Raw genomic sequence first — 23,113 nt, forward strand, 5'->3', positions numbered from 1 at the left:
GTTACTCTACTTTATTCACTTGTATCGTACTATCTTTTAAGCGCACTTTAAGCCAACTTCTTATTTTGGTCATTTCAGTGTTAGTAACTTCTTCAGAAAGGCCATCTTTCAACCTTACCTCAAAGAGCGAAATAGTATCTTGCTTGTTAAAATCTGTTTGAATTCTGTTTGAAAATCCAATTCCGGCAACGTGCTCATAATTGACCTTTGCCTCCGCAGTAATCTCATCAAACGGAATACTTCTTTCTGCGTATTTACCTAAGTTGGCTACTTCCTCTTCCAATACACGAATTCGTTCATCCTTGGTTAGTAATTCGGCCTTTTTGGACTCATACAATTCATTAACATAGTTAAATTTCTGTTCTGAATCGTCACGACCTCCATGCAAGACTCTTAATTCCGTATCCATAAGCCTTGAAAAGGTGTTCTTTTTATTTCGCCACATATTGATGATATTCTCAGGAACTTCTTCAGTACCTAAAATAGCTAACTCTAAATAAGAACCTGCTTTTTTATCAAAATGAACATCAGTTAAGTCGTTTTCATAACGCCCATTGCCTTTGAACTCATAAATTTCAACAGTATCAGCCAAAAATTCTTGTGCTTGCTTTCTAAACAAAGATTCTTGTAACACGTTATAAAAAGTAATCCCTGCAGGAATCATTACGGCCAAACCAACCAAGGAAGCTAGTCTGGCAATAAACCTTCTTCGTTTTGAATTCGCATAACGCACCATTGGAAAACGAAGATATTTAATAACTAAAAATGTTGCTAAAGCAATAAAAATGGTATTTATGGTGAATAAATACATCGCTCCTAAAGCGTAAAGTGGTTTTCCTATTGCTAGACCAAAACCAACTGTGCACAGCGGCGGCATTAAAGCAGTTGCAATTGCCACACCAAAAATAACACTGGCAATAGTTCCTTTTTTTGCACGTGCAATGACCAAAGCTAATCCACCAAAAAATGCAATTAATACATCTCGAATATCTGGGGCTGTTCGAGCCAGCAGCTCAGAAGATTCGTCTCGTAATGGAAATAAATAAAAGAATAAGAAAGCAGTTAGAACGCTTAAAACTACCATAACCCCAAAATTCTTCAGAGAACGTCTCAGCATGTCAATATCATTAATTGCTAATGATAAGCCCATACCTAAAATAGGTCCCATGAGTGGGGAAATTAACATCGCTCCAATAACGACAGCTGTAGAGTTAGCATTTAAACCAACGGAAGCTATAAAAATGGAACAAATTAAAATCCATGAAGTATGCCCTTTGAAAGGAATATCAACAATAATGGATTCTTTAGTAGCTACGGGATCTGTGTTACTACGTATTTCTAATAACTCAAAAAGAAATTTTCTTCCACTACCTAATAACCCTTGAAAGTCTTTTTTTACTTCTTGCCCTGTAGCGTCTGTAGCCGCCTCTTTATCTTCAAATAGATTATCACTCATAATTTATGCATACTGATCACCAAATTCATCTTTTACTTGGCCACGTACCTGCTTGATATCTTGCTGTTTCGATTTCGGGTAAATTAATAAAACATCATCTTTATCTACTATTATATAATCTTCCAATCCATCAACTACAACAATTTTACCTTTTGCCGCACTAATCATATTACTTTTAGAGTCTATCAAAAGTGATTGTGCATTTACAACAGCATTTTCTGATTGGTCTTTATCTAGTTTTTCATAAAGTGCACCCCAGGTGCCTAAATCGTTCCAATCAAAGGTCGCTGGCAACGTAAAGATTGATTTAGAGTTTTCCAAGATAGCATAATCTATTGAAATGTTTTCTGCTTTAGGATAATTCTCTGCTATAAACTCTTGTTCATCAGCGGTGTTATAACAAGATATTCCGTTATTAAAAAGTTCAAATTGTTTCGCCTGATAGCTTTTAAAAGCATTCACAATCGTGGAGACACTCCACATGAAAATACCAGCATTCCACAAGAAATTTCCTTGGGCTAAAAAGTCTTTAGCCGTTTCTAAATTTGGTTTTTCACGAAATTGAGCCACCTTTTTTATTTGATTAGCATCTTGCTTTTCATACTCGATATAACCAAAACCGGTGTTCGGATAAGCTGGTTGAATACCCAAAGTACAAAGTACATCCTCATTCTCACACTTTTCAAAACATGCGGTCACATCATTCTCAAAGGCTTGCTCATCTTCAATCCAATGATCACTTGGAGCTACTATCATTACTGCGTTAGGATTCATTTTTTGAATCTTCAAGGCAGCATATAAAATACAAGGCGCCGTATTTCTCATGGCAGGTTCCAAAACTACTTGGTCTTGTTTTACCAATGGCAATTGTTCTAAAACCAAATCGTTATAGCGCTCATTTGTCAAAATCAAAATATTCTCTGTTGGAATAAATTTATTAAGTCGAGAAAAGGTTTTTTGAATTAAGGTATCACCAGTACCCAACATATCATGAAATTGTTTTGGGTTATCTGTTGTACTCACAGGCCAAAAACGAGATCCTACACCACCAGCCATTAAAACGGCATAATAATTCTTATTCATAGTTGATTGATTTAATCACTTATTAATTCTACTTCGGCATTGGGTTGAAACAAGTATAACTTGCCGCTTGTTAGTTCTATACATTCATAACGTTTAACGCGCTTTTTACCTTTTTGAAAAAGCTTTCCATTATAAATTCTGAATTTACTCCCCAATGGTATTTCAAAAACGTAAGAATATTCGTTCTGTTGCGTTTCGTCAAAAGCTTTTAATGCTATTGATAGTTTTGCATCTGTACTACTACTTGCTTTAGGGTTTTTAAAGTGCTGAGCAATTATAGGTAACAATTTCGTAGGGAAAATTTCTGGTCTAATAAATGGAATCATCAAATGTTGAAAGGTTCGTTTCCACTCTAATCCATGAGGTTTAATGCGGCGACCAAATTTTTCAAATGCCACTAGGTGTGCAATTTCATGTACTAAGGTTATCAAAAAACGGTATTTATTTAGTGAAGCATTGACCGTAATTTGATGTAGTCCATTAGGTAATCTTCTATAATCACCATGGCGCGTGACACGATGATTCACAATTTTAAGATTTACCCCATGTGTTTTTATCAAACCAAAACAAGGTGCTACAGCTCTCTCAGGAAGGTATTTTTGTAATACATCGCTCACACTACAAAAATAAAGGATTATATCAATTGTTGATATTGGCTATATTTATATATCAATTAATTTTCTATGAAATACGCCTCTAATATTTGCTTTTTTCTTTTGTTTATGTTGCTCATCAACTGTCGCGAGCAGCCAAAGGTTACCATAGAAAAAGAACTAACTAAGGTTAATGGAATTAAGGGTAAATCTGAATATTTAGCTTCACCCTTTGTGACCGCTGGCAACCGAGTGTATATGGTGGGGCACCAAGATGGTTCTTTTCCTGAACTAGGTTGGCATATTAAAGGAGAAATGGGAGGTATTTGGAATCACCCCATAAAATTGATGGATGGATTTGAGATTGAATTTAATTGGGAAGGTGATTCTCTTTCTTTAAACCAAGCTGAGTCGTTTATAAACTATCCATTTGCCAATTCACATGAATTCTCTTTTAAAAACAAAGGGCTTAAAATAAAGCGAAGTCAATTTGTACCTGACGATACGGAAGGTTTAGCTGTACAAATTGAAATTTATAATGATAGTGACGCGCGTCAAGCTTTTCAACTTTCTTTTACGGGTCATTCTGATTTAAGACCTACATGGTTAGGCGAACGCACCGATATGATTGATAGTAAAGATTCTGCTATTTTTAATGATGCTATTGATGGATGGGTAATAAAAGACGAGAATAATCCTTGGTATGTTTGTTTTAATGCTTCTATGAAGTCCAATAGACATGCATTTAGTCCCAATTCTTATCAAGGCATAGGCAGTTCTAATCTACTAGGGTTTGATTTAACCTTAAAACCTTACGAATCAAAAACCATAACCTTTGCAATAACAGGGTCATACAATTCTGAAGCAGCAGCCATTTCAACCTTGCAAAACATTCAAAAAAACTTGCCGATCTTATTACGAGAAAAAAAAGAGCGTTATCAAAAATTAGCCGAGAAAACTAAACTTACTATTCCTGATAAAAAGTTAGAACAAACTTTTGAATGGCTTAAATACAATTGTGATTGGCTCATTAGAACAGTTCCTGAAATTGGAACAGGAATTACAGCTGGTATTCCTGATTATCCTTGGTGGTTTGGTGTTGATAGTGAGTATGCCTTACAAGGTTATATGGCGATAGGGCAAGAAGATGCAGTTTATAACACTATCATATTGCTAGATAGCGTTTCTGAAACCTTAAATGGGAACGGAAAAATCATACATGAAATGTCTACAAATGGGGCGGTTTTTAATCCAGGAAACATTAATGAAACCCCACAGTTTGCCACTTTAATTTGGCGTATATACCAATGGAATGGTGACAGGCAATTTTTAGAGAAGTATTTTCCAACTGTTGAAAAAGGTTTGCGATGGCTTATGGAGGCCAATGATTTAGATAAAAACGGATTCCCAGAAGGATTTGGAATGATGGAAATTCATGGACTAGATAGTGAAATGATTGATGTTGCTGTCTACACTCAAAAAGCATTTGCTGATGCTGCTAAAATGGCCGAAATTCTAAAAAAAGATGCCTTATCCAATACCTATAAAGGAATTGCAATAAATCTAAAAGAGAAAATAAATACAGATTTCTGGTCAGAAGATTTTAATTCGTACGCAGATTTTATTGGAACTGATAAACAGACTTTACACCTTATCGAAGATGCTATTATCAGAGCAGATACACTTGATAAACCCTGGTCGATAAAAGAGATGAAAGAAACAAAGCAATTTATTTTAGCCAATCCTTCTGATAAACCAAGACCTTTTGTTTTACATCACAATTGGGTGGTTAACACTCCTATGGAAATGGGTATTGCGGACAAAGAAAAAGCTTTAAAAGCTCTAGTAACTGCCAAAGATTATGTAAATCCGTTTGGGGTTTTTGTAACAGGAATTGACAGAGACGAATCCGCTGGCGCTAACGAAAACACGTATAAAGCACCACCCATTTTTACTTATACAGGTGCTGTAATGACTTTACCTACTGGGGTTTCTGCCATAGCCGAAAATAATTATGGAAGACCAAACCACGCCTTGGATTATTTGGAACGTATGACTCGTTCGTTCAGTTATGCACTACCTGGCAGTATGTATGAAGTATCACCTGATTTTGGAATGATGGCACAGGCATGGAACATCTATAGCTATGCCTACCCTATTGTGCATCAGTTTTTTGGTATACAACCTAATGCCGCAGAAAAAGAAATTGTAATCAGGCCTCAAATGCCTGATAAATGGAACGAAGCTTCATTAGAAAACATAAAAATTGGGGATAACGAAATTTCTGTTTACTATGAATTAATAGAAGGAAAACCTTCGGTTAATGTTAAACAAACCAATACAGAATGGACCATCAAGCTAGAACTTTCGAATACCGAGCAACCAGCTAAAGTAATTGGTAATATAAAAACAATAGATGGTACGATGATGGTTGAGGGTAAAGGCGATACTATTTCGGTAATTTATTAACTCTTGAATGAATGAAAAAGCTAAGAAACTGTTTATCTCTTATTTCAATTTTTGTTTTAATCATAGCCTGTTCAAGTTCAAAATTCAAAACGAGCTGGACAAAAATGGAAGCACCAGAAACATTCAAGACTGTGTTTAAAACTTCAAAAGGCATTTTTACGGTTGAAGTTGAACGAAAATTATCACCTAAAGCAGCTGACCGCTTTTACCAATTAGTAAAAACTCGTTACTTCGACACTATTTTATTTTACCGTGTTAACCCTGGGTTTGTAGCGCAATTTGGGAGTAATGACAGCGTGATTTACAAGGCATGGAATAGCCACAAAATCCCTGACGAAGCAGTTTTACAAGGGAACAACAAAGGCACTTTGAGTTTTTCTCGAGGAGGAAAAGAAAGTAGAGGCACTGATTTGTTTATCAATTTAAGAGACAACCATCGGTTAGACACGCTATATTATAACGAAGTGACTGGTTTTCCAACATTTGGCAAAGTGACTAACGGTATGGAAGTTTTGGAAGCTTTGTATGATGGTTATGCGGATACTACCATGGATACTCTTAATTTGATGTATAAAGATTTGAATGCTTTTATAAAAAAGTATCCAAATCTCGATACTATTTATAAAGTGGAGTTTATTAATTAATAGAGTTATAAAGTTCAATTTTAATAATTGTATTTATCTTTAATAACCTCAAAACCAAAATGATATGAGACATGTTTTAAGCTTATTCAAGGCAGGTCTAATTGCTTTGTTATGTTTTTCTTGTAATGAAACTAATGAAGTTAATCTTTTTGATGGCTCCTCATTAAACGGTTGGGAAGGGTCAGAAACTTTTTTTAGAGTTGAAGAAAAAGCAATAGTTGGTGGAAGTCTAAAACAACCTATAGATAAAAGCTACTACCTATGTACTAAAAAACACTTTGAGAACTTCGAATTGAAGTTAAAGACAAAATTTAATACTGACTATCTTATGATTAATGGAGGTATTAGCTTTAGAGCAAAACGCGTACCTAATTCAAATGAAGTAATGGGATATCAAGCTGATGTGGGCTATATTGAAGCAAGTGCTTTAGCTATATTTTCGGATTTTATACCCAAGGATACCACTGATATTTATCCGCTTTGAGGTAGTTTGGTTGATGAAAATAGACTTGATATAGCACGCTATCCAAATCCAGAAATATTTCCAGTAATTTTTTATAAGGTAGCTGATAAAAAACTGATTGAAAGTATTATTCAACCAAAAGACTGGAACGAAGTAATGATTAAAGCGAATGGCCCCAATATTGAAATTAAAATCAATGGTTTTTCCACAGCTAAATTTACAGAGGAAGGCAATATACCGACAACAGGGTGTGTTTGCCTGCAAACACATGCTGGCGCACCTTACGAGGTTCTGTACAAGGATATAACCATAAAACAAATAGATTAGGGGGTACTATTACTTACTTGCAGCAACTTACCATTATAAAGCTTATTTCCATTAAGTGAAAAGTTAAGTATGTATTGAGCCATTTCTTTTGCACCTATTGGTGCTTCGTACCCTGGGAAAGCCTCTGCTAGCATTTCAGTTTGCACGGCACCTAAGGCTAATACATTAAACGACGGGCCGGTTTCCTTAAATTCTTCTGCCCAAAGCTCTGTTAAGGTAATTACCGCTGCTTTACTAGAACTGTAAGCCGAAAGGCCAGGGAATTTCATACTACCCTGCACACCGCCCATGGAACTAATTGTAACAACATGAGACTCTTTATGCATTTTAGGCAAGAGTATTCTTGTCAACTCTGCTACCCCAAAAACATTTACACGATAAACCTGTTCAAAGTCTACCGAAGTTGTGTCAAAAAAAGGTTTATTCAAAAGGCAACCTGCGTTATTAATCAATATATCTAAAGTCTCCCAATCACGAATAAACTCAGTTACTTTTTTATAAGCATCAGCTTCGCCCAAATCAAAAGCAAATGTTGCAATATTAGCATGATTTAAATCTAGAATTGGTCTTGGATTTCGTGAAAGGGCAAGTACTTTATGACCTTCGTCCGCAAATAATTTTGCTAACTCAAAACCAATTCCTCGACTAGTTCCTGTAATAATAATATTTTTTGGCATCTATTTCAACTTAACTTCTTGACCTTCAGTATTTGCAATTCCCTCTAATACTGGAATCATTTTATTAACCATGGTGGCCATGTGTTCAAAATCTAAAATTTCATTCTCATCACCTACTTTATGGTAATGGTCAAAATTTGTAAAATCAAAAGTGCAAAAGGTATGTGAAGGCACTTCAAATTCGTTATGAAAAGGGTAATTATCGGAGCGTTGAAATAAATTAAATTCCTTAGCAGTAGGTAAAAATCCAACTAAATTTTCTTTTGCTATAACATTACTTACCGCAGCCAAATTTGACATTTCATATCCAGTAATATACACTTGATAATCTTTATCTTGCAATGGGACTCCGGTCATTTCAAAATTCAGCATTGCATATAGATTTAGATTCTCGCTCTTCATTCTTTTAGCCAAATGTTTAGACCCTAACAATCCTTTTTCTTCTGCACTAAAAAGAGCAAAAATCAAACTTCTTTTATTAGTATTTGTTGTTCCAAAATAGCGTGCAAATTCCATAACGGATGTTGTACCTGAAGCGTTATCATTAGCTCCATTAGCAATTGCATCACCATTTTCTGGTGTAATCATTCCAATATGGTCATAATGTGCTCCAATCAAAATATACTCGTTCTTTAGGATAGGGTCAGAACCTTCTACAACACCAACAATATTATAAGAGACTTTATCAAAATTTGATAGTGTATCACGATAAGTTGAATAGTATGATTTTATACCATTCTCCTCAAAACCTTTTTCAATATAAACGGCCGCCTTTGCAATTCCTTCACTACCGGAATCTCGTCCTTGCAACTCATCAGAAGCTAAAAAATTCATGATCTCACCAATTTTTTGACTATCCGTAAAACTATTATCATCAAAGGAAGCCACCTTTGTGATTTTAGCCTTAACTCCTTCTGGGCCAACAATATCCGTAGCGGCATCAGTCGAAGTTTCTTTCATTTGAGTAGTTCCACAGGTATAGGCTAAAGCTAGTATACCGATTGCAAGTAAACCTTTCATAGTTCTTGATTTATTTTTAAAGATAAAAAAAGCATCCCATTAAAATTAGGATGCTTTTCTATGTAAATTAACTTAGCTTATCAACTTAAGCCAACATTGTAACTGGGTTTTCTAAATAAGCCCTTAAAGTTTGTAAAAATTGAGCTCCCGTGGCACCATCAACTGTCCTATGATCACATGCTAGTGTAACTTTCATAGTATTACCAACAACAATTTCTCCGTTTTTAACGACAGGCTTTTCAACTATAGCACCTACCGATAAAATAGCTGAATTAGGTTGATTTATAATGGAAGTAAACTCCAAAATTCCGAACATACCTAAGTTAGAAACAGTAAAGGTGCTTCCTTCCATTTCAGCAGGAGTCAACTTTTTATTTCTTGCACGACCCGCCATATCTCTTACGGCACCGCCAATAGTAGTTAAATTCATTTGGTCTGTGAACTTTAAAACAGGAACAACCAAACCATCATCAACTGCAACCGCTACACCAATATGAACATGGTGATTGTATCGAGTAGTATCATTATTCCAAGTCGTATTGACTTGAGGATGCTTTTTCAAAGCCATCGCACAAGCCTTTAAAACCATGTCATTAAATGATACTTTAATATCTGGTAATCCATTAATCTGAGCACGAGAAGCCTTCGCATTATCCATATCAACCTCAATGGTTAAGTAATAATGCGGAGCAGCAAATTTTGATTCGCTAAGGCGTTTGGCAATTACCTTACGCATTTGAGAATTTTTAACTTCTTCAGAACCTTCTTCACCTACTGGCAAATTAATAGGAGCCATGGCAGTTACTGGAGCCGAAGCTGTTTCAGTTTTGGACTCAGGAACAGACGTAGAACTAGCGATATTTGGCTGAAAACTTTCAACATCTCGTTTAACAATTCTCCCATTATCTCCACTTCCTTTAATATCAGCAAGATTAATTCCTTTATCTGAAGCAATTCTTTTTGCTAAAGGTGAAGCAAAAATTCTACTACCATCACTAACAACAGTGTTACTTGCTTGAGAAGTCACATCTGATTTTGGAGCTTCAACGGCTGCTTCTTTGTTTTCCGCTGGAACCGCTACAGCCCCACCTGAACTAGCACTTAAAACAGCGTTTACATCAGTACCTTCTGGACCTATTATCGCTAGAAGAGAATCAACTGGAGCACCTTCACCTTCTTGAATACCAATATGTAACAGAGTGCCAGAATAAAATGATTCAAATTCCATTGTTGCCTTATCTGTCTCGATTTCAGCAAGAATATCTCCCTCTTCAACAACGTCACCAACTTTTTTAAGCCAAGCAGCAACAGTACCTTCTTCCATAGTATCACTCAATCGAGGCATTGAGATTACCTCAACTCCTTCAGGGATTTCAGTAAGATTACTTGCTTCTGCTTCAACAGCAGGAGTTTCCGTAACAACCGCCGCTTCTTCAGCAACTGGGGCTGCACTTCCTCCGATTAAATCAGAAATGTCTTCACCTTCTTCACCAATAATTGCTAATAAGGTATCAACCGGAGCACCTTCACCCTCTGCGATTCCGATATGTAAGAGCGTACCTTCATTAAAAGACTCAAATTCCATGGTCGCTTTATCCGTCTCAATCTCGGCTAAAATATCACCTTCTTCAACTTTTTCTCCTACTTGCTTTAGCCATTTTGCAACGGTACCTTCTTCCATGGTATCGCTCAAACGAGGCATATTGATTACTTCTGCCATCTACCTTAGAGTTTATGTTTTAAAAATGGATAGTCTTCTTGTTCGTAAACCATATCATATAATTGTTGTACTGGCGGAAATTCTGATTCTTCAGCAAATTTTTCACATTCCAATACTAAGCTTTTGACTTTTTTATCAATAGCTTTTAAATCATCTTCAGAAGCATACTTCTTTTCTAGAATCACGTCTTTTACCTGCGTGATTGGGTCAATTTTTTTGTATTCTTCAACTTCAGCCTTAGTTCTATAATGCTGAGCATCTGACATTGAATGACCACGATAACGATAAGTCTTCATTTCTAAAAATGTTGGACCACCACCTGTTCGTGCTCGCTCAACAGCTTTATCAACTTCCTTGGCAACAGTAACAGGGTCCATACCATCTACTTGAGCACATGGCATTTCATAACCCAATCCTAATTTATAAATATCAGTTGAATATGACGTTCTTGCTACAGACGTTCCCATAGCATACCCGTTATTCTCACAGATAAATACAACAGGTAATTGCCAAAGCATTGCAAGATTAAAAGATTCATGCAAAGAGCCTTGTCTTACAGCACCATCTCCCATATAGCACAAGGTCACATTATCACGTTTAAAATATTTATCAGCAAAGGCCATACCAGCACCTAAAGGAATTTGTCCCCCAACGATACCATGACCTCCATAGAATCGGTGTTCCTTTGAAAATATATGCATGGAACCACCCATACCTTGTGATGTACCCGTAACCTTTCCATAAAGTTCTGCCATAACCCTTTTTGGGTCAACACCCATACCGATTGGCTGTACATGGTTTCTGTAAGCAGTAATCATTCTATCTTTAGTTAAGTCCATTGCGTGCAATGAACCTGCTAAAACCGCTTCTTGACCGTTATATAAATGCAGAAAACCTCTAACTTTTTGTTGTATGTAAACTGCCGCTAGTTTATCTTCAAATTTGCGCCAAAACAACATCTCTTCGTACCACTTAAGGTAAACCTCTTTTGTGACTTTTTTCATCAATAGGTATGTTAAATAAAATTACCCTGTTTTTGGGAAAAACAAAAATAGGGATATATCTCTTTTTGAGAAAAATTTGGATTAAGAATCACTCAAAAAAGAATTATTAAATGCTAAAGGCAAAATGTCTGCTATAGCACTACATTTAAAAATCTGCCCGCTTTCACCTCTCATAATCACGCTAATCGGGCTTTTTTGTTTATACTCATACTCAGCAATAGCTTGACGACAATTACCGCATGGACCAGCAGGTTCTTTTACTTCATGGTCTAAAGATGTTGCACTAATAGCTATACTTTTAATAATTTGATTGGGGTAATTTGCCCCAGCATAAAAAATTGCAACACGTTCTGCGCACAATCCTGATGGATATGAAGAGTTCTCTTGATTATTACCCAACACTATTTCACCATTACCTAAAAGAATTGCAGCTCCTACTTGAAATCTTGAATATGGAGCATAAGCTTTATTTCGTGCCGTAACCGCCATTTGCAATAGATTGGCTTCTTCTTTTGCAAGCTCCTTCTCCGTTTCAAAAACTCTTAGTTCAAAAGCAATTTTCTTTTTCAAATTAAATACAATTAAGTAATGGTCTAAAATAAGAAAACCCCGACGCAATGTCAGGGTTTTAAAAGGAATTTAAATATTTCTTATTAATCGTTATAAAATTCTTCTCCAAAATTAAATGTTAAAGAAAAACGCAACGTATTCTCTAAAGGATTTCTTACTTGAGAGGTTGAAAACAAATACGATAAATCAACTTGCGCCGACTTGAATTTAAAACCTGCTCCTAAAGTGAAAAATTGTCTTGCACCTTTATTAGGGTTTTCATTAAAATATCCTGCTCTAAACATAAAAGCATCTTGATATTTATATTCTGCGCCTAAAGACCAAGTAACTTCTTGAAGTTCTTCACTAAAACCATCTGGCGCATCACCAAAAGATTCAAACACACCATTAAAGAAACTAATATTATTGTATTCATCATTATCCTCAGCATCAATATCGCCATCACCGTCAAAATCTCGAGGAGTTGGCACTAGTAACTTGTTGAATTCAGTGTAAAGCCCTAAAACATTATCTTGGTCTAAGATAAAATCAAACCCACCACCAAACTTTAAATTGGTTGGCAAAAAGTTTTGTTGGCCTCCTTCATCATATTGAATTTTTGCACCAAGGTTAGAAATATTAAAACCTGCTCTCCAACGTCCATCAAAAGAGTTATAAGCAATTTCTCTAGAACGATAAAAACCAGCTACATCAACTGCAAAAGAATTTGCTGCTTGAGAATCCTGTTGTCCGTCTTGAAACCTTAAGTTCGAACTTATAAAGCGACCACCAACTGCCATTGAAAAGGTAGGGCTTAGCTTTAAAGAATATGAACCATCTAAAGAAAATTCATTAGGCTTTACAATTGTAGGTGTTTCATCAATTGTTTGTCTTAATTCAATTTCACCAAGACCAAAATATTTTATTCCAAAAGCGAAAGCACTTTGGTCATTTAACTTATTGTAGATACTTGCATTTAACAACGAAATATCTGTAACGATACTTTCTAAATAAGGTGTATAACTAACACCTATACCCATTTTCTGAGTTGCAAAGGCATATTTTGCCGGATTCCATTGTTGAGAAAACGCATCTACTGAGGTAGCAACACCCATATCACCCATACCAGCAGCTCTGGCATCGGCGGCTATATTCAAAAAGGGTACGGCTGTTGTAATAGTACGTTCTTGTTGTGCAGATACTTTAACGATAAAGCATAAAGCAATCAAAAGAATTAACTTTTTCATTTTTTTCATTTAAATTTTAAAGTGGTCGAAGGTCTTAATTAGTTAACAAATGCTAAAATAATTTAGACGTATTACTCTTAAACGAGCTTTTCATCGAATTCTTATACCCTAATCCCGAATTTTCGATAAAAAGAACCACATAATTATTCCATAAGGTTGTTAAAGCAATGAACTCACCATACTATATCTCTTTTTCGTGCGTTATTTGGTAAGATAGAACTGGAAATAAAATTTGGACATAAAAATTTTCATTTTATAAAATATTGTATCCATCTTTTCGTTCTATTGCCGAAAGTGATTCAAATCAAATAAAACTAAAGTGCCGATATATTAAGTTTAATCGGTTTTGAACTCAAGTCCTAATTATGAAAAAATACTTTTTAAAAGTTGTACTTTCTTTAGCTGTGATAGGTGGAACAATGTCGAGTTGTAAAAACTCTTCATCATCTTCTTCTAAAAACGTCTCAAGAGCTACAGGATGGAAAATTAATGCCAAGGAAGGCGGTTTTCAGTACAATTCTAGTTTCAAAGAACAAGAAACACCTCCAGGAACTGTCTTTATTGAAGGTGGTACCTTTACTAAGGGACAAGTTCAAGATGACATCATGCATGATTGGAATAACTCTCCAACCTCTCAGCATGTTCAGTCATTTTACATGGATGAAACTGAAGTTACTAATGTGATGTATTTAGAATATTTAGATTATTTGAAGGCTGTATACCCTCCAGAAAATCCTATGTATGAGAATATTTATAAAGGTGCTTTACCAGATACTTTGGTATGGAGAAATAGATTAGGTTTTAACGAAACTATGACTAATAGTTATTTACGCCACCCAGCTTATGCAGAATACCCTGTTGTCGGTGTTAATTGGATTCAGGCCACTCAATACGCAGAATGGAGAACTGACCGTGTTAACGAAGCCACTTTAGAAAGAGAAGGTTATTTAGCTAAAGATGCTAAATACCAGGTTCTTAATGGTGAAATAGGTGGGACTTTTAGTACAGAAGCTTATTTAAACAACCCAGAATCTGTATATGGCGGACAAATTGATTCACTTCAAGGAAATCAAAAGAAAGATTCTATTAATAATTTTGCTAAACGAAGCAGTGGAATTATAACACCAGAATACCGTTTACCTACTGAAACGGAATGGGAATATGCTGCCCAGGCCTTAATTGGTAGCAGAGAATACAATAACTATAGAGGTAGAAAAAAATACCCTTGGGAAGGCGACTACACTAGAAACGGACAACGTTTAGGTCGTGGTGATCAATTGGCCAACTTCAAACAAGGAAAAGGAGATTATGGCGGAATCGCAGGTTGGTCTGATGATGGTGCTGATATTACTGGTGAAGTAAAATCATACAAACCAAATGATTTTGGATTATATGACATGGCCGGTAACGTATCTGAATGGGTTGCTGATGTTTATAGACCGATTGTGGATGATGAAATCAGTGATTTCAATTACTACCGTGGTAATATTTATATGAAGAAAGCAATTGGTGAAGATGGCAAGGTTCAAATTTTGAGAGACTCAGTCGTTTTTGATACCTTACCTAATGGTAAAGTAGTTGCAATGAACTTACCAGGTGAAATTAAAATGGTCGCTGTTGACGAAGAAGAAACCTATTTAAGAACTAACTTTTCTTCTAGTGATAACAGAGGTTATCGTGATGGAGATGCCGGATCTTCAAGATTCTTCCAAAGATTTAGTGATGAGGAGTCGGACAACAGAAAAATGTATGATTCTCCAAAGCACAAAGTAGATCGTGACTCAACAGGAAAATTATTACGTCAATATGATACTTCTAATTATAGAACTTCATTAATTAATGATGAAGTACGAGTATACAAAGGAGGGTCATGGAGAGATAGAGCTTTCTGGTTAGACCCTGCACAACGTCGTTATTTGCCGCAATATATGGCAACTGATGATATCGGATTTAGATGTGCAATGTCTAGAGTTGGTTCTAAATCAAAAACAAAGAACAAAACAGTTCGTCATAAGAAAACGAAATAGTGTTTTATTTAAATAAAATTAAAAGCCCTTAGCTTAACTGTTAAGGGCTTTTTTTATCTTCGATTATGGATTTAGCCGAATTGCACAAGATTTTTTTACAGCACCCCAATGCCTGCACAGATACTCGAAAAATAGAGAAAAACTGTATTTACTTTGCTCTTAAAGGACCAAACTTTAATGGAAATAAATTTGCCAAAGATGCATTGAATAAAGAAGCTGCATATGCAATTATCGATGAAGAACAATTCCATATAAAAGGCAAAACCATTTTGGTAGCTGATGTTTTAAAAACACTCCAAAATTTAGCCTCTTACCACCGAAGTCAAAATAGAGCAAAAATCATATCACTCACAGGTAGCAATGGTAAAACCACTACTAAAGAATTAATTTATTCAGTACTCTCAAAGAAATATAAAACTATTGCAACTGAAGGTAATTTAAATAATCATATTGGTGTTCCGCTTACACTTTTAACGATAAAAGAAGATACTGAAATTGCAATTGTTGAAATGGGTGCTAATCATCAGAAAGAGATTGAATTTTTGAGCTCTATTGCACAACCAGATTTTGGCTATATCACCAATTTTGGAAAAGCTCATTTAGAAGGATTTGGAGGTCTTAAGGGTATAATTAAGGGTAAAAGCGAATTATACGATTATTTACTCAGTAATAAAAAACATGTTTTTCTTAATGCTGATGACAATATTCAAGAGCAAAAACTTTCACATTACATTAAAAAAATTGGTTTCAGCGAAACTAATAAGCAATACTATCCAATAAAATTTTTAGATGCCAATCCATTAGTTAGTTTAGAGTTCGAGAATATCATTGTAAGAACTCAATTAATTGGCTCCTATAATTTCACAAATTGCGCTATAGCCATTTTAATTGGCAAATATTTCAATGTCTCAAAAACAGATATCAAAGCGGCGATTGAAGGTTATGAGCCAAAAAACAATAGATCTCAACTCATCAAAAAAAATGAACACCGCATTGTTCTTGATGCTTATAATGCTAACCCTAGTAGTATGAAAGCCGCCTTGGAAAGTTTTTCTGAACTACATTCAGAAAACAAAATTCTTTTTTTAGGTGATATGTTTGAACTTGGTAAAACGGCTTCTGAAGAACACCAAGCTATTGCGAGTTTAGCACTCAAAATGGGGTTTGAAAATACTTTTCTTATTGGAGAAAATTTTTTTAACGTTGCTACTTCATTTCAAAAATTTAAGTCTTTTGAAGATCTTAAAAATTATTTAAAAACGATAATCTTAAAGCCTTCCTCTATACTGATAAAGGGATCTCGTGGTATGGCTTTGGAACGTATAATAGAAAATCTTTAAATCTTAAACTTTTCTAAAACTTATTTTTTCTTGAAATTAATTTTAGCCTTTTCCGACCTAATGGGCATATTTAAATGTCATGAAAGAGAATATTATAATTTTTGATGGGGAATGTAGTCTATGTAATGGTGTTGTAGGATGGTTGTTAAAATTTGCACCAACAGATAGTTTCAGTTTTGTTGCATTTCAGTCGTCTTACGGTCAAAATCTTTTGCACACATTTGGATTTCCAAAAAAGGAACTAACTACGATCATTTTAATTAACGAGGCTGGAGCACATACACATTCTGATGGTTTTTTGAAGATAGTTGCTCAAATACCGGAATGTAGATTGGTTGCTGCCTTACTTGCCTTTATTCCTCGAATAATTAGAGACGCTATTTACAATTTAGCATCTAAGAACAGAATAAAATGGTTCGGAAAATCAAAAACATGTGCTATAGGGTTTTAACAGAAGTTGAGGATTGCTACCGAAATTCAAATCTTTGAAATTTTGGTTTCAATTACAAAATTCATTCAATAGTTGTAATTCACGACGTTTATCGAAAAAACAAGGTTTTTAGCAATATGGTTTTAAATCCATGCGTTCTCTAAGAAACCTACTTATATGAGAACTCTAATTCGTATAATTCTAATATTTTCAATTGCTTTTCAATCTTGTAGCATAGATGAAGAAACCGTTAATCAAATAAGCCAAGAAAATTCTGAAGAGTCTTCTGATGATTCCGCTGAGGAAGTAGAAACTGGAAGTGATGAAGAATCTTCGGAGGACGGAAGCAACTGTCCTGAAAATATCGGATTTCTGTTTGAAGAGGCAAACGGCCTTGTCTCAATCGAATTTGAGGATAATGAATTTCCTGATGGATGGGTCTTAAAAAATGATGTTTCTGGTGTTTCTGGTACTGGTTATATGCAATGGGAGGGTAATCCTAGTTTAGGGAATCCAGGCACTGGTATGATTACATTTCCGATAAGAATTAGCAATGCCGGAACATATAGATTTACTTGGAGTTCTTCTTACAGAAAAGGGGATAATGGCACAGAACACAATGATACTTGGCTAAGATTTCCTGATGCAGATGATTTCTATGGGAAGAAAAATGATGGAAGTATCGTATACCCAAATGATTCTGGAAAACAACCAAATCCAAATGGTTCATCAAAAGATGGGTGGTTCAAGATATATCGTAGCGGAGATAATAATGAATTTAAGTGGCAGGCAAGGACTTCCGATAACGATGCCCATGATATCTATATTACTTTCGAGAATGAAGGGACTTATTTAATGGAAGTATCAGCACGTTCAGATTTTCACGCCATTGATAGAATATTAATGCATAAAGATGATATATCCAATAATGATGCAATAGAGCAAGCGGATAATTTTAGTGCAAAAACAGTATGTGATTAAAAAGGACCTCCGAAAAATAAAATATTCATTCTTGTCCTGAAGGATTAAAGTGGAGTATACTGGATTCGAACCAGTGACCTCTGCCCTGTCAAGGCAGCGCTCTAAACCAACTGAGCTAATACTCCAATAAGTTTCGCAATATCGTAAAAATGTTACCAATCACCATATTCTGCTGAATTCTTTTGTGTTTCATGCAATGTAATTTGAAGTAACTGGCTTACATCCAATTCAGGCTTTAAAATATCATAAATTATTTTGACAAAATATTCAGTTGATGGCAAAATGTCTTCAAATTCAGGACAGTCTTCATTAAGGTTTTTATGATCAAAACGATCTTCAACTTCTTCCTTAATCAATTTACCCAAAACAGCTAAATCCATCACAAAACCAGTTTCTGGATTTACCTCACCGCGTATTCTAACCTCTAAATCAAAGTTATGGCCATGATAATGAGGGCTGTTGCATTTGCCAAAAACCTCCATGTTTTTTTCATCACTCCATTTAGGGTTATGTAATCGATGTGCAGCATTAAAATGTGCCTTTCTACAAATTGTAGCTATCATATTTTATCAATAAAAGTGCAAATTTAATTTAAAATTCACTCCTGAATTAATTTAGTCAAGAAAATGACAAAATAGTATTTAAAATTAGAAAAGACTTCAAGTAATTTTAAACCAACTTTTAAATCAGAGTCATACATGAAAACTAATAAACATCTTTTTTTCTTTGGTTTATTGGTGGTTTTATACTCTTGTAATACTCAAACTGAAAAAGTATTCGTAAAACCTAACGTTATTATCATTCTGACTGACGACCAAGGCTGGGGTGATTTGAGTTTTAATGGGAACACAAATTTGAGCACCTCAAATATTGATGCTATTGCATATGAGGGAGCAGTTATGAAAAACTTTTTTGTACAACCCGTATGCTCACCAACAAGAGCAGAGCTCCTTACAGGTCAATATTTTCCTAGGCTTGGAGTTTATGCAACATCTGCTGGTGGAGAACGAATGGATTTAGGTGTACCAACAATTGCTGAAATTTTTAAAAACTCGGGGTATCAAACTGCTGCCTACGGTAAATGGCATAATGGTATGCAACCACCCTATCATCCAAATTCAAGAGGATTTGATGATTTTTATGGTTTTTGTTCTGGACATTGGGGAAACTATTTTAGTCCTATGTTGGAGCATAATGGCAAAATAACCAAAGGCGAAGGTTTTTTGGTGGATGATTTAGTTAACCACGGAATAGATTTCATTTCAGAGAATAAAGATGAGCCATTCTTTTTATATCTACCTCTAAATACACCTCATAGCCCGATGCAATCTCCAGATCAATATTGGGCTAAATTTGAAAATAAACAGCTGGTAAAGAAGTACCAAGGCTCAGAAGAAGAAGATGAACAATTTACTAAAGCCGCCTTAGCTATGGTAGAAAATATTGATTGGAATGTGGGGCGATTGAATACTTATTTAGAAGAATCAGGGCTTCAAGAGAATACCATCATAATATTTATGTCTGATAACGGGCCTAACGGATGGCGTTGGAATGGCCATATGCGCGGTAAAAAAGGGTCAACAGACGAGGGTGGTGTTAAATCTCCATTCTTTATTAAATGGCCTAAGAAAATTGAGGCAAATAGCTCTTCTCAACAAATTATGAGCTCAATTGATTTATTACCAACCTTAAGTAGTTTGGCGAACATTTCTCTGGCAGATAGCATTAAATTAGATGGAATTGATCTTAGCAAGAATTTATTAGATAGCGAATACCCTTTAAAGGACAGGGTTGTATACAACCACTGGAATGGCAATACAAGTATTCGCACACAACGTTATCGTTTAGACCAAGAAAATAGGCTTTACGATATGGAAGTTGACAATGCCCAGAAAAATGATATCTCAAGTGAACTAGTGCTTATTAAAGATTCTTTAGTTAACCTAAAAACCAATTGGGAAAACGAAGTAAAAGTTGCAGTTTTTGCTAGAGAAGAATCTAGCTCCAATTTGTTACCGGGAGAAATAAGTAAAAGTATTAAACCCAAAGAAAAAAGACTTTTCCCAATTGGAGCGAAAGATTTTCCATTCACCCAGTTACCGGCACGAGATGGTATTGCTCATGGCACAATCAAAAGAAGTAATCGTTGGCCAAATGATTCCTTTTATACGAATTGGACCAGTATCAACGACTCTATAACTTGGGATGTGAAAATTTTAGAAAGTGGGACTTTTGAAGTATTCCTTTATTATACTTGTAAAGTCGAGGACGTTGGAACCGAATTAGAGCTCACTTTTAAGACTTCAAAGATTACTCGGAAAATCATCGAAGCCCATGACCCACCATTGATTGGTAAAGAAAAGGATAGATTACCGCGAATAGAATCTTATGTTAAAGATTTCACTAAAGTCAAAATGGGAAATATAAAATTAGACAAGGGGTCCGGAACTTTAATTTTAAAGACGATAAACATACCAGGAAACCATTCTATTGATTTTCGTCTTTTGAATTTTAAAAGAATAAATTAGAGTTTTTCCAGAATATTGATCAATCCAACATGGCAATGATACCTTTTTCTAGCCCTCGTAATTCGGCCAATCCTTTTAAACGTCCAATTGCTGAATATCCAGGATTGGTGTTTTTAAGAAGGTCATCCAAAATTTGATGACCATGATCAGGTCGCATAGGAATGTTAACTTGGCGTTCTTTAGATAATTCTATTATTGTTCTTACAATAGCTGTCATATCAGTACTTCCCTGTAAATGATTTGCCTCATAAAAACTACCATCTTCTTCCAGAGTAACATTTCTAAGATGTAAAAAATTGATTCTATCTTTAAAATTATTTAAAATAGCTATCAAATCATTATCCTTTTTTACTCCTAAAGAACCCGTGCAAAAGCATAATCCATTTGACGGGTTAGCAACCTCATCAAACAAAAAAGTTAAATCTTTATGCGAACTAACAACACGTGGTAAACCTAAAATATCGAATGGTGGATCATCAGGATGTATGGCTAATTTCAAGCCTAAACTATCAGCTAGCGGGCATAATTCTTTTAAAAAGAATACCAAGTGACTTCTTAATCGTTCAGCATCAATATGTTTATATAAATCCAAATGCTCTTGAAACTGATTTAAAGTAAAACTTTCTTCGCTACCCGGTAAACCAGCTATGATGTTTTGCTGCAATTCATATTTTTCATGTAATGACATACTTTTAAAGTAATAATCAGCTGCAGCAATTAATTCTTTTGAGTAATCGTTTTTAGCGTTAGGTCTATTCAAAATAAATACATCAAAAGCAATAAGCGCTTTCAAATCAAACCGTAATGCTAAAGCACCTGTTTTGAGTTTGAATTTTAAATCAGTTCTAGTCCAGTCTAAAACTGGCATAAAATTATAAGTGACATTGAAAATTTCGCAAATCGCTAAATTTTTTAACGATTGTCTATAGTTTTGAATCAACTCAATAAAATTATCTGATTGGGTTTTTATGTTTTCATGTACTGGAATACTCTCTACAACTGACCAAACAAGCCCGGCATCTTCAATTCTCTTTTTTCGACGTAAAATATCCTTTATGGGCCATACCTCACCATTGGGTATGTGATGTAAAGCACTTACTACACCTGAACAACCTGCTTGTCTAATATCATTTAAACTTACTGAATCCTTTGGACCATACCATCTCATGGTTTGTTCCATCCTAAAAAATTCATTGGTTGTACTCATTAAGAATATTTAAACAAAAGCATCTAACAATAATACCATGGCGATTCCGACCAAACCAACGATAGTCTCCATTATAGTCCAAGACTTAAAAGTATCTTTTAAACTTAGATTAAAATACTCTTTATACATCCAAAAACCAGCGTCGTTAACGTGAGAAAACATTAAACTACCTGCGCCAATTGCTAGTACCATAAGATTTGGATTAGCACCTGTTGTAGCAATTAAGGGAGCAATAATACCAGCGGTAGTAAGCCCAGCAACTGTAGCAGAACCCAAACTTACTCTAATAATTGTAGCCATAATAAAACCTAAAATCAGTGGATTGACGTCCCATCCACCTAATAAATCAGCAATATCACTGCTTACACCGCTGTCAATAAAAATCTGTTTTAAAGCACCTGCTCCAGCTACTATTAATAAAATCATGGCCACATCTTTCACGGAATCTGTATAGCCATCCATAATGCTTTTCATTTTCACTTTTTGATGAATACCTAAGGTATAAGTTGCAATAAGCAATGAAATAAGCATTACAGCTATTGGATCTGCTAGGAAGGCAAAAAGACCATCTAAGGTTGCATTACCGGTAGATAGATAAGGTAATACCGAAGACCCCGCCAATAAGAAAACCGGGAGTAAAGCTGTTACAAAACAATTAATTCCGCTGGGTAAATCTTCAGTGGCAATTTCCTTTGGAATAAATGTTTCAAGTGGGTAAGACTCTATACCTTTTAGAGTTTTCGCGAAAAATGGTCCAGCAATCACCATACAAGGTATTGCAACGATAAATCCATATATTAAAGTAGTGCTGAGGTTTGCACCGAAAAGGTCAACTAAAGCAGTTGGTGATGGGTGTGGTGGCAAAAAACCATGGGTAACCGATAATGCCGCTAACATTGGAATACCAATATAAACTGCAGGGAGTTTATATTGATAAACTACTGAAAATATTAAGGGGACTAATAATACAAAACCAACATTATAGAAAAGTGGAATACCCACTATGAAACCAGTAATAAGCAGCGCCCATTGAATATATTTTTCACCAAAAGATTTCATTAACACTTCAGAAATCTTTTTAGCAGCACCACTATCAGAAATTATTTTACCGAACATGGCCCCTAAACAAATTATTATAGCGAGAGAGCCCAGCATACCACCAATTCCTGTTTTTAAGGATTGGGAAATATCACCAAGAGGAATTCCGAGCAGAATACCAGCCAAAATAGAGACAATTAAAAAAGCTAAAAATGGATTAACCTTGCCCCAGGTAATCAATAAAATAAGGACTAAAACACAAAAAACAACTGCTAAAATGGTCATTGAAATAATTTAAATGCGTTACTAT

The 23,113-nt window shown here is 35.1% G+C and carries 21 protein-coding genes and 1 tRNA gene; 9 read left to right on the top strand and 13 right to left on the bottom strand.

Features of this window, described 5'->3' with window-relative positions; all coding sequences use genetic code 11:
• Nucleotide 1 precedes the first annotated feature (1 nt).
• The 3 genes from RM542_RS12135 to RM542_RS12145 are packed head-to-tail and all read right to left on the bottom strand — an operon-like array spanning nucleotide 2 to nucleotide 3,156.
• Nucleotides 2-1,456, bottom strand: a complete 1,455-nt coding sequence (locus RM542_RS12135) for a DUF389 domain-containing protein (protein WP_311386012.1) — start codon at nucleotides 1,454-1,456, stop codon at nucleotides 2-4.
• 3 nt (nucleotides 1,457-1,459) lie between these two features.
• Nucleotides 1,460-2,539, bottom strand: coding sequence for a mannose-1-phosphate guanylyltransferase (locus RM542_RS12140; RefSeq protein WP_311386013.1), 1,080 nt, complete (start codon nucleotides 2,537-2,539; stop codon nucleotides 1,460-1,462).
• Between the two features lie 11 nt (nucleotides 2,540-2,550).
• Complete coding sequence (locus RM542_RS12145; protein WP_311386014.1) at nucleotides 2,551-3,156, bottom strand: SprT-like domain-containing protein; 606 nt, start codon at nucleotides 3,154-3,156, stop codon at nucleotides 2,551-2,553.
• 66 nt (nucleotides 3,157-3,222) lie between these two features.
• On the opposite strand from RM542_RS12145, the gene RM542_RS12150 reads away from it, so the two are divergent.
• The 4 genes from RM542_RS12150 (at nucleotide 3,223) to RM542_RS12165 (ending at nucleotide 7,035) form a co-directional block, all read left to right on the top strand.
• Nucleotides 3,223-5,601 (top strand): glycogen debranching protein, encoded by a 2,379-nt coding sequence (locus tag RM542_RS12150; protein ID WP_311386015.1) that lies wholly within the window; start codon nucleotides 3,223-3,225, stop codon nucleotides 5,599-5,601.
• Between the two features lie 11 nt (nucleotides 5,602-5,612).
• Nucleotides 5,613-6,245, top strand: a complete 633-nt coding sequence (locus RM542_RS12155; protein WP_311386016.1) for a peptidylprolyl isomerase — start codon at nucleotides 5,613-5,615, stop codon at nucleotides 6,243-6,245.
• A 64-nt stretch (nucleotides 6,246-6,309) separates the two neighbouring features.
• Nucleotides 6,310-6,729, top strand: coding sequence for a DUF1080 domain-containing protein (locus RM542_RS12160; RefSeq protein ID WP_311386017.1), 420 nt, complete (start codon nucleotides 6,310-6,312; stop codon nucleotides 6,727-6,729).
• Nucleotides 6,730-6,735: 6 nt separating this feature from the next.
• Nucleotides 6,736-7,035 carry a family 16 glycoside hydrolase gene (locus RM542_RS12165; protein ID WP_311386018.1) on the top strand — a complete coding sequence of 100 codons (300 nt, stop codon included), beginning with the start codon at nucleotides 6,736-6,738 and terminating at the stop codon, nucleotides 7,033-7,035.
• Here RM542_RS12165 and RM542_RS12170 read toward each other — a convergent pair.
• From RM542_RS12170 to porV, 6 genes are all read right to left on the bottom strand, one after another.
• Nucleotides 7,032-7,712: an SDR family oxidoreductase gene (locus RM542_RS12170; protein WP_311386019.1), complete on the bottom strand. Its 681-nt coding sequence runs from the start codon at nucleotides 7,710-7,712 to the stop codon at nucleotides 7,032-7,034. The genes RM542_RS12165 and RM542_RS12170 overlap by 4 nt on opposite strands.
• Complete coding sequence (locus tag RM542_RS12175; RefSeq protein ID WP_311386020.1) at nucleotides 7,713-8,732, bottom strand: M28 family peptidase; 1,020 nt, start codon at nucleotides 8,730-8,732, stop codon at nucleotides 7,713-7,715.
• Nucleotides 8,733-8,817: 85 nt separating this feature from the next.
• Nucleotides 8,818-10,452 (bottom strand): 2-oxo acid dehydrogenase subunit E2, encoded by a 1,635-nt coding sequence (locus RM542_RS12180; RefSeq protein WP_311386021.1) that lies wholly within the window; start codon nucleotides 10,450-10,452, stop codon nucleotides 8,818-8,820.
• A gap of 5 nt (nucleotides 10,453-10,457) precedes the next feature.
• Nucleotides 10,458-11,456, bottom strand: coding sequence for a pyruvate dehydrogenase (acetyl-transferring) E1 component subunit alpha (gene pdhA, locus RM542_RS12185; protein ID WP_311386022.1), 999 nt, complete (start codon nucleotides 11,454-11,456; stop codon nucleotides 10,458-10,460).
• Nucleotides 11,457-11,537: 81 nt separating this feature from the next.
• Nucleotides 11,538-12,026, bottom strand: coding sequence for a cytidine deaminase (cdd, locus tag RM542_RS12190; protein WP_311386023.1), 489 nt, complete (start codon nucleotides 12,024-12,026; stop codon nucleotides 11,538-11,540).
• 83 nt (nucleotides 12,027-12,109) lie between these two features.
• Entirely contained in the window at nucleotides 12,110-13,252 is a 1,143-nt protein-coding gene (gene porV, locus RM542_RS12195) for a type IX secretion system outer membrane channel protein PorV (RefSeq protein WP_311386024.1), read from the bottom strand.
• Between the two features lie 365 nt (nucleotides 13,253-13,617).
• Here porV and gldJ point away from each other — a divergent pair, with 365 nt between their 5' ends.
• The 4 genes from gldJ to RM542_RS12215 all read left to right on the top strand — a co-directional run bounded on the left by gldJ (nucleotide 13,618) and on the right by RM542_RS12215 (nucleotide 18,030).
• Nucleotides 13,618-15,279 carry a gliding motility lipoprotein GldJ gene (gene gldJ, locus RM542_RS12200; protein ID WP_311386025.1) on the top strand — a complete coding sequence of 554 codons (1,662 nt, stop codon included), beginning with the start codon at nucleotides 13,618-13,620 and terminating at the stop codon, nucleotides 15,277-15,279.
• A gap of 65 nt (nucleotides 15,280-15,344) precedes the next feature.
• Complete coding sequence (murF, locus tag RM542_RS12205; RefSeq protein WP_311386026.1) at nucleotides 15,345-16,619, top strand: UDP-N-acetylmuramoyl-tripeptide--D-alanyl-D-alanine ligase; 1,275 nt, start codon at nucleotides 15,345-15,347, stop codon at nucleotides 16,617-16,619.
• A gap of 79 nt (nucleotides 16,620-16,698) precedes the next feature.
• On the top strand, nucleotides 16,699-17,070 hold the full coding sequence (locus tag RM542_RS12210) for a DUF393 domain-containing protein (protein WP_311386027.1): 372 nt from the start codon (nucleotides 16,699-16,701) through the stop codon (nucleotides 17,068-17,070).
• A gap of 156 nt (nucleotides 17,071-17,226) precedes the next feature.
• Nucleotides 17,227-18,030, top strand: a complete 804-nt coding sequence (locus RM542_RS12215) for a hypothetical protein (RefSeq protein ID WP_311386028.1) — start codon at nucleotides 17,227-17,229, stop codon at nucleotides 18,028-18,030.
• Nucleotides 18,031-18,080: 50 nt separating this feature from the next.
• Here RM542_RS12215 and RM542_RS12220 read toward each other — a convergent pair.
• Together RM542_RS12220 and RM542_RS12225 are read right to left on the bottom strand one after the other, a co-directional pair.
• Nucleotides 18,081-18,155 (bottom strand) — tRNA-Val (locus RM542_RS12220).
• Nucleotides 18,156-18,182: 27 nt separating this feature from the next.
• Nucleotides 18,183-18,593: a 6-carboxytetrahydropterin synthase gene (locus RM542_RS12225; protein WP_311386029.1), complete on the bottom strand. Its 411-nt coding sequence runs from the start codon at nucleotides 18,591-18,593 to the stop codon at nucleotides 18,183-18,185.
• Between the two features lie 135 nt (nucleotides 18,594-18,728).
• Between RM542_RS12225 and RM542_RS12230 the strand changes: the two genes are divergently transcribed.
• Nucleotides 18,729-20,558 (top strand): arylsulfatase, encoded by a 1,830-nt coding sequence (locus tag RM542_RS12230; protein ID WP_311386030.1) that lies wholly within the window; start codon nucleotides 18,729-18,731, stop codon nucleotides 20,556-20,558.
• A 19-nt stretch (nucleotides 20,559-20,577) separates the two neighbouring features.
• Here RM542_RS12230 and uxuA read toward each other — a convergent pair whose 3' ends face one another.
• Together uxuA and RM542_RS12240 are read right to left on the bottom strand one after the other, a co-directional pair.
• Entirely contained in the window at nucleotides 20,578-21,738 is a 1,161-nt protein-coding gene (gene uxuA, locus RM542_RS12235; RefSeq protein ID WP_311386106.1) for a mannonate dehydratase, read from the bottom strand.
• Nucleotides 21,739-21,774: 36 nt separating this feature from the next.
• Entirely contained in the window at nucleotides 21,775-23,088 is a 1,314-nt protein-coding gene (locus RM542_RS12240) for a gluconate:H+ symporter (protein ID WP_311386031.1), read from the bottom strand.
• Between the last annotated feature and the right edge of the window lie 25 nt (nucleotides 23,089-23,113).

It is taken from the genome of Croceitalea sp. P059 (assembly GCF_031846365.1).
Classification (GTDB): Bacteria; Bacteroidota; Bacteroidia; order Flavobacteriales; family Flavobacteriaceae; genus Croceitalea; species Croceitalea vernalis.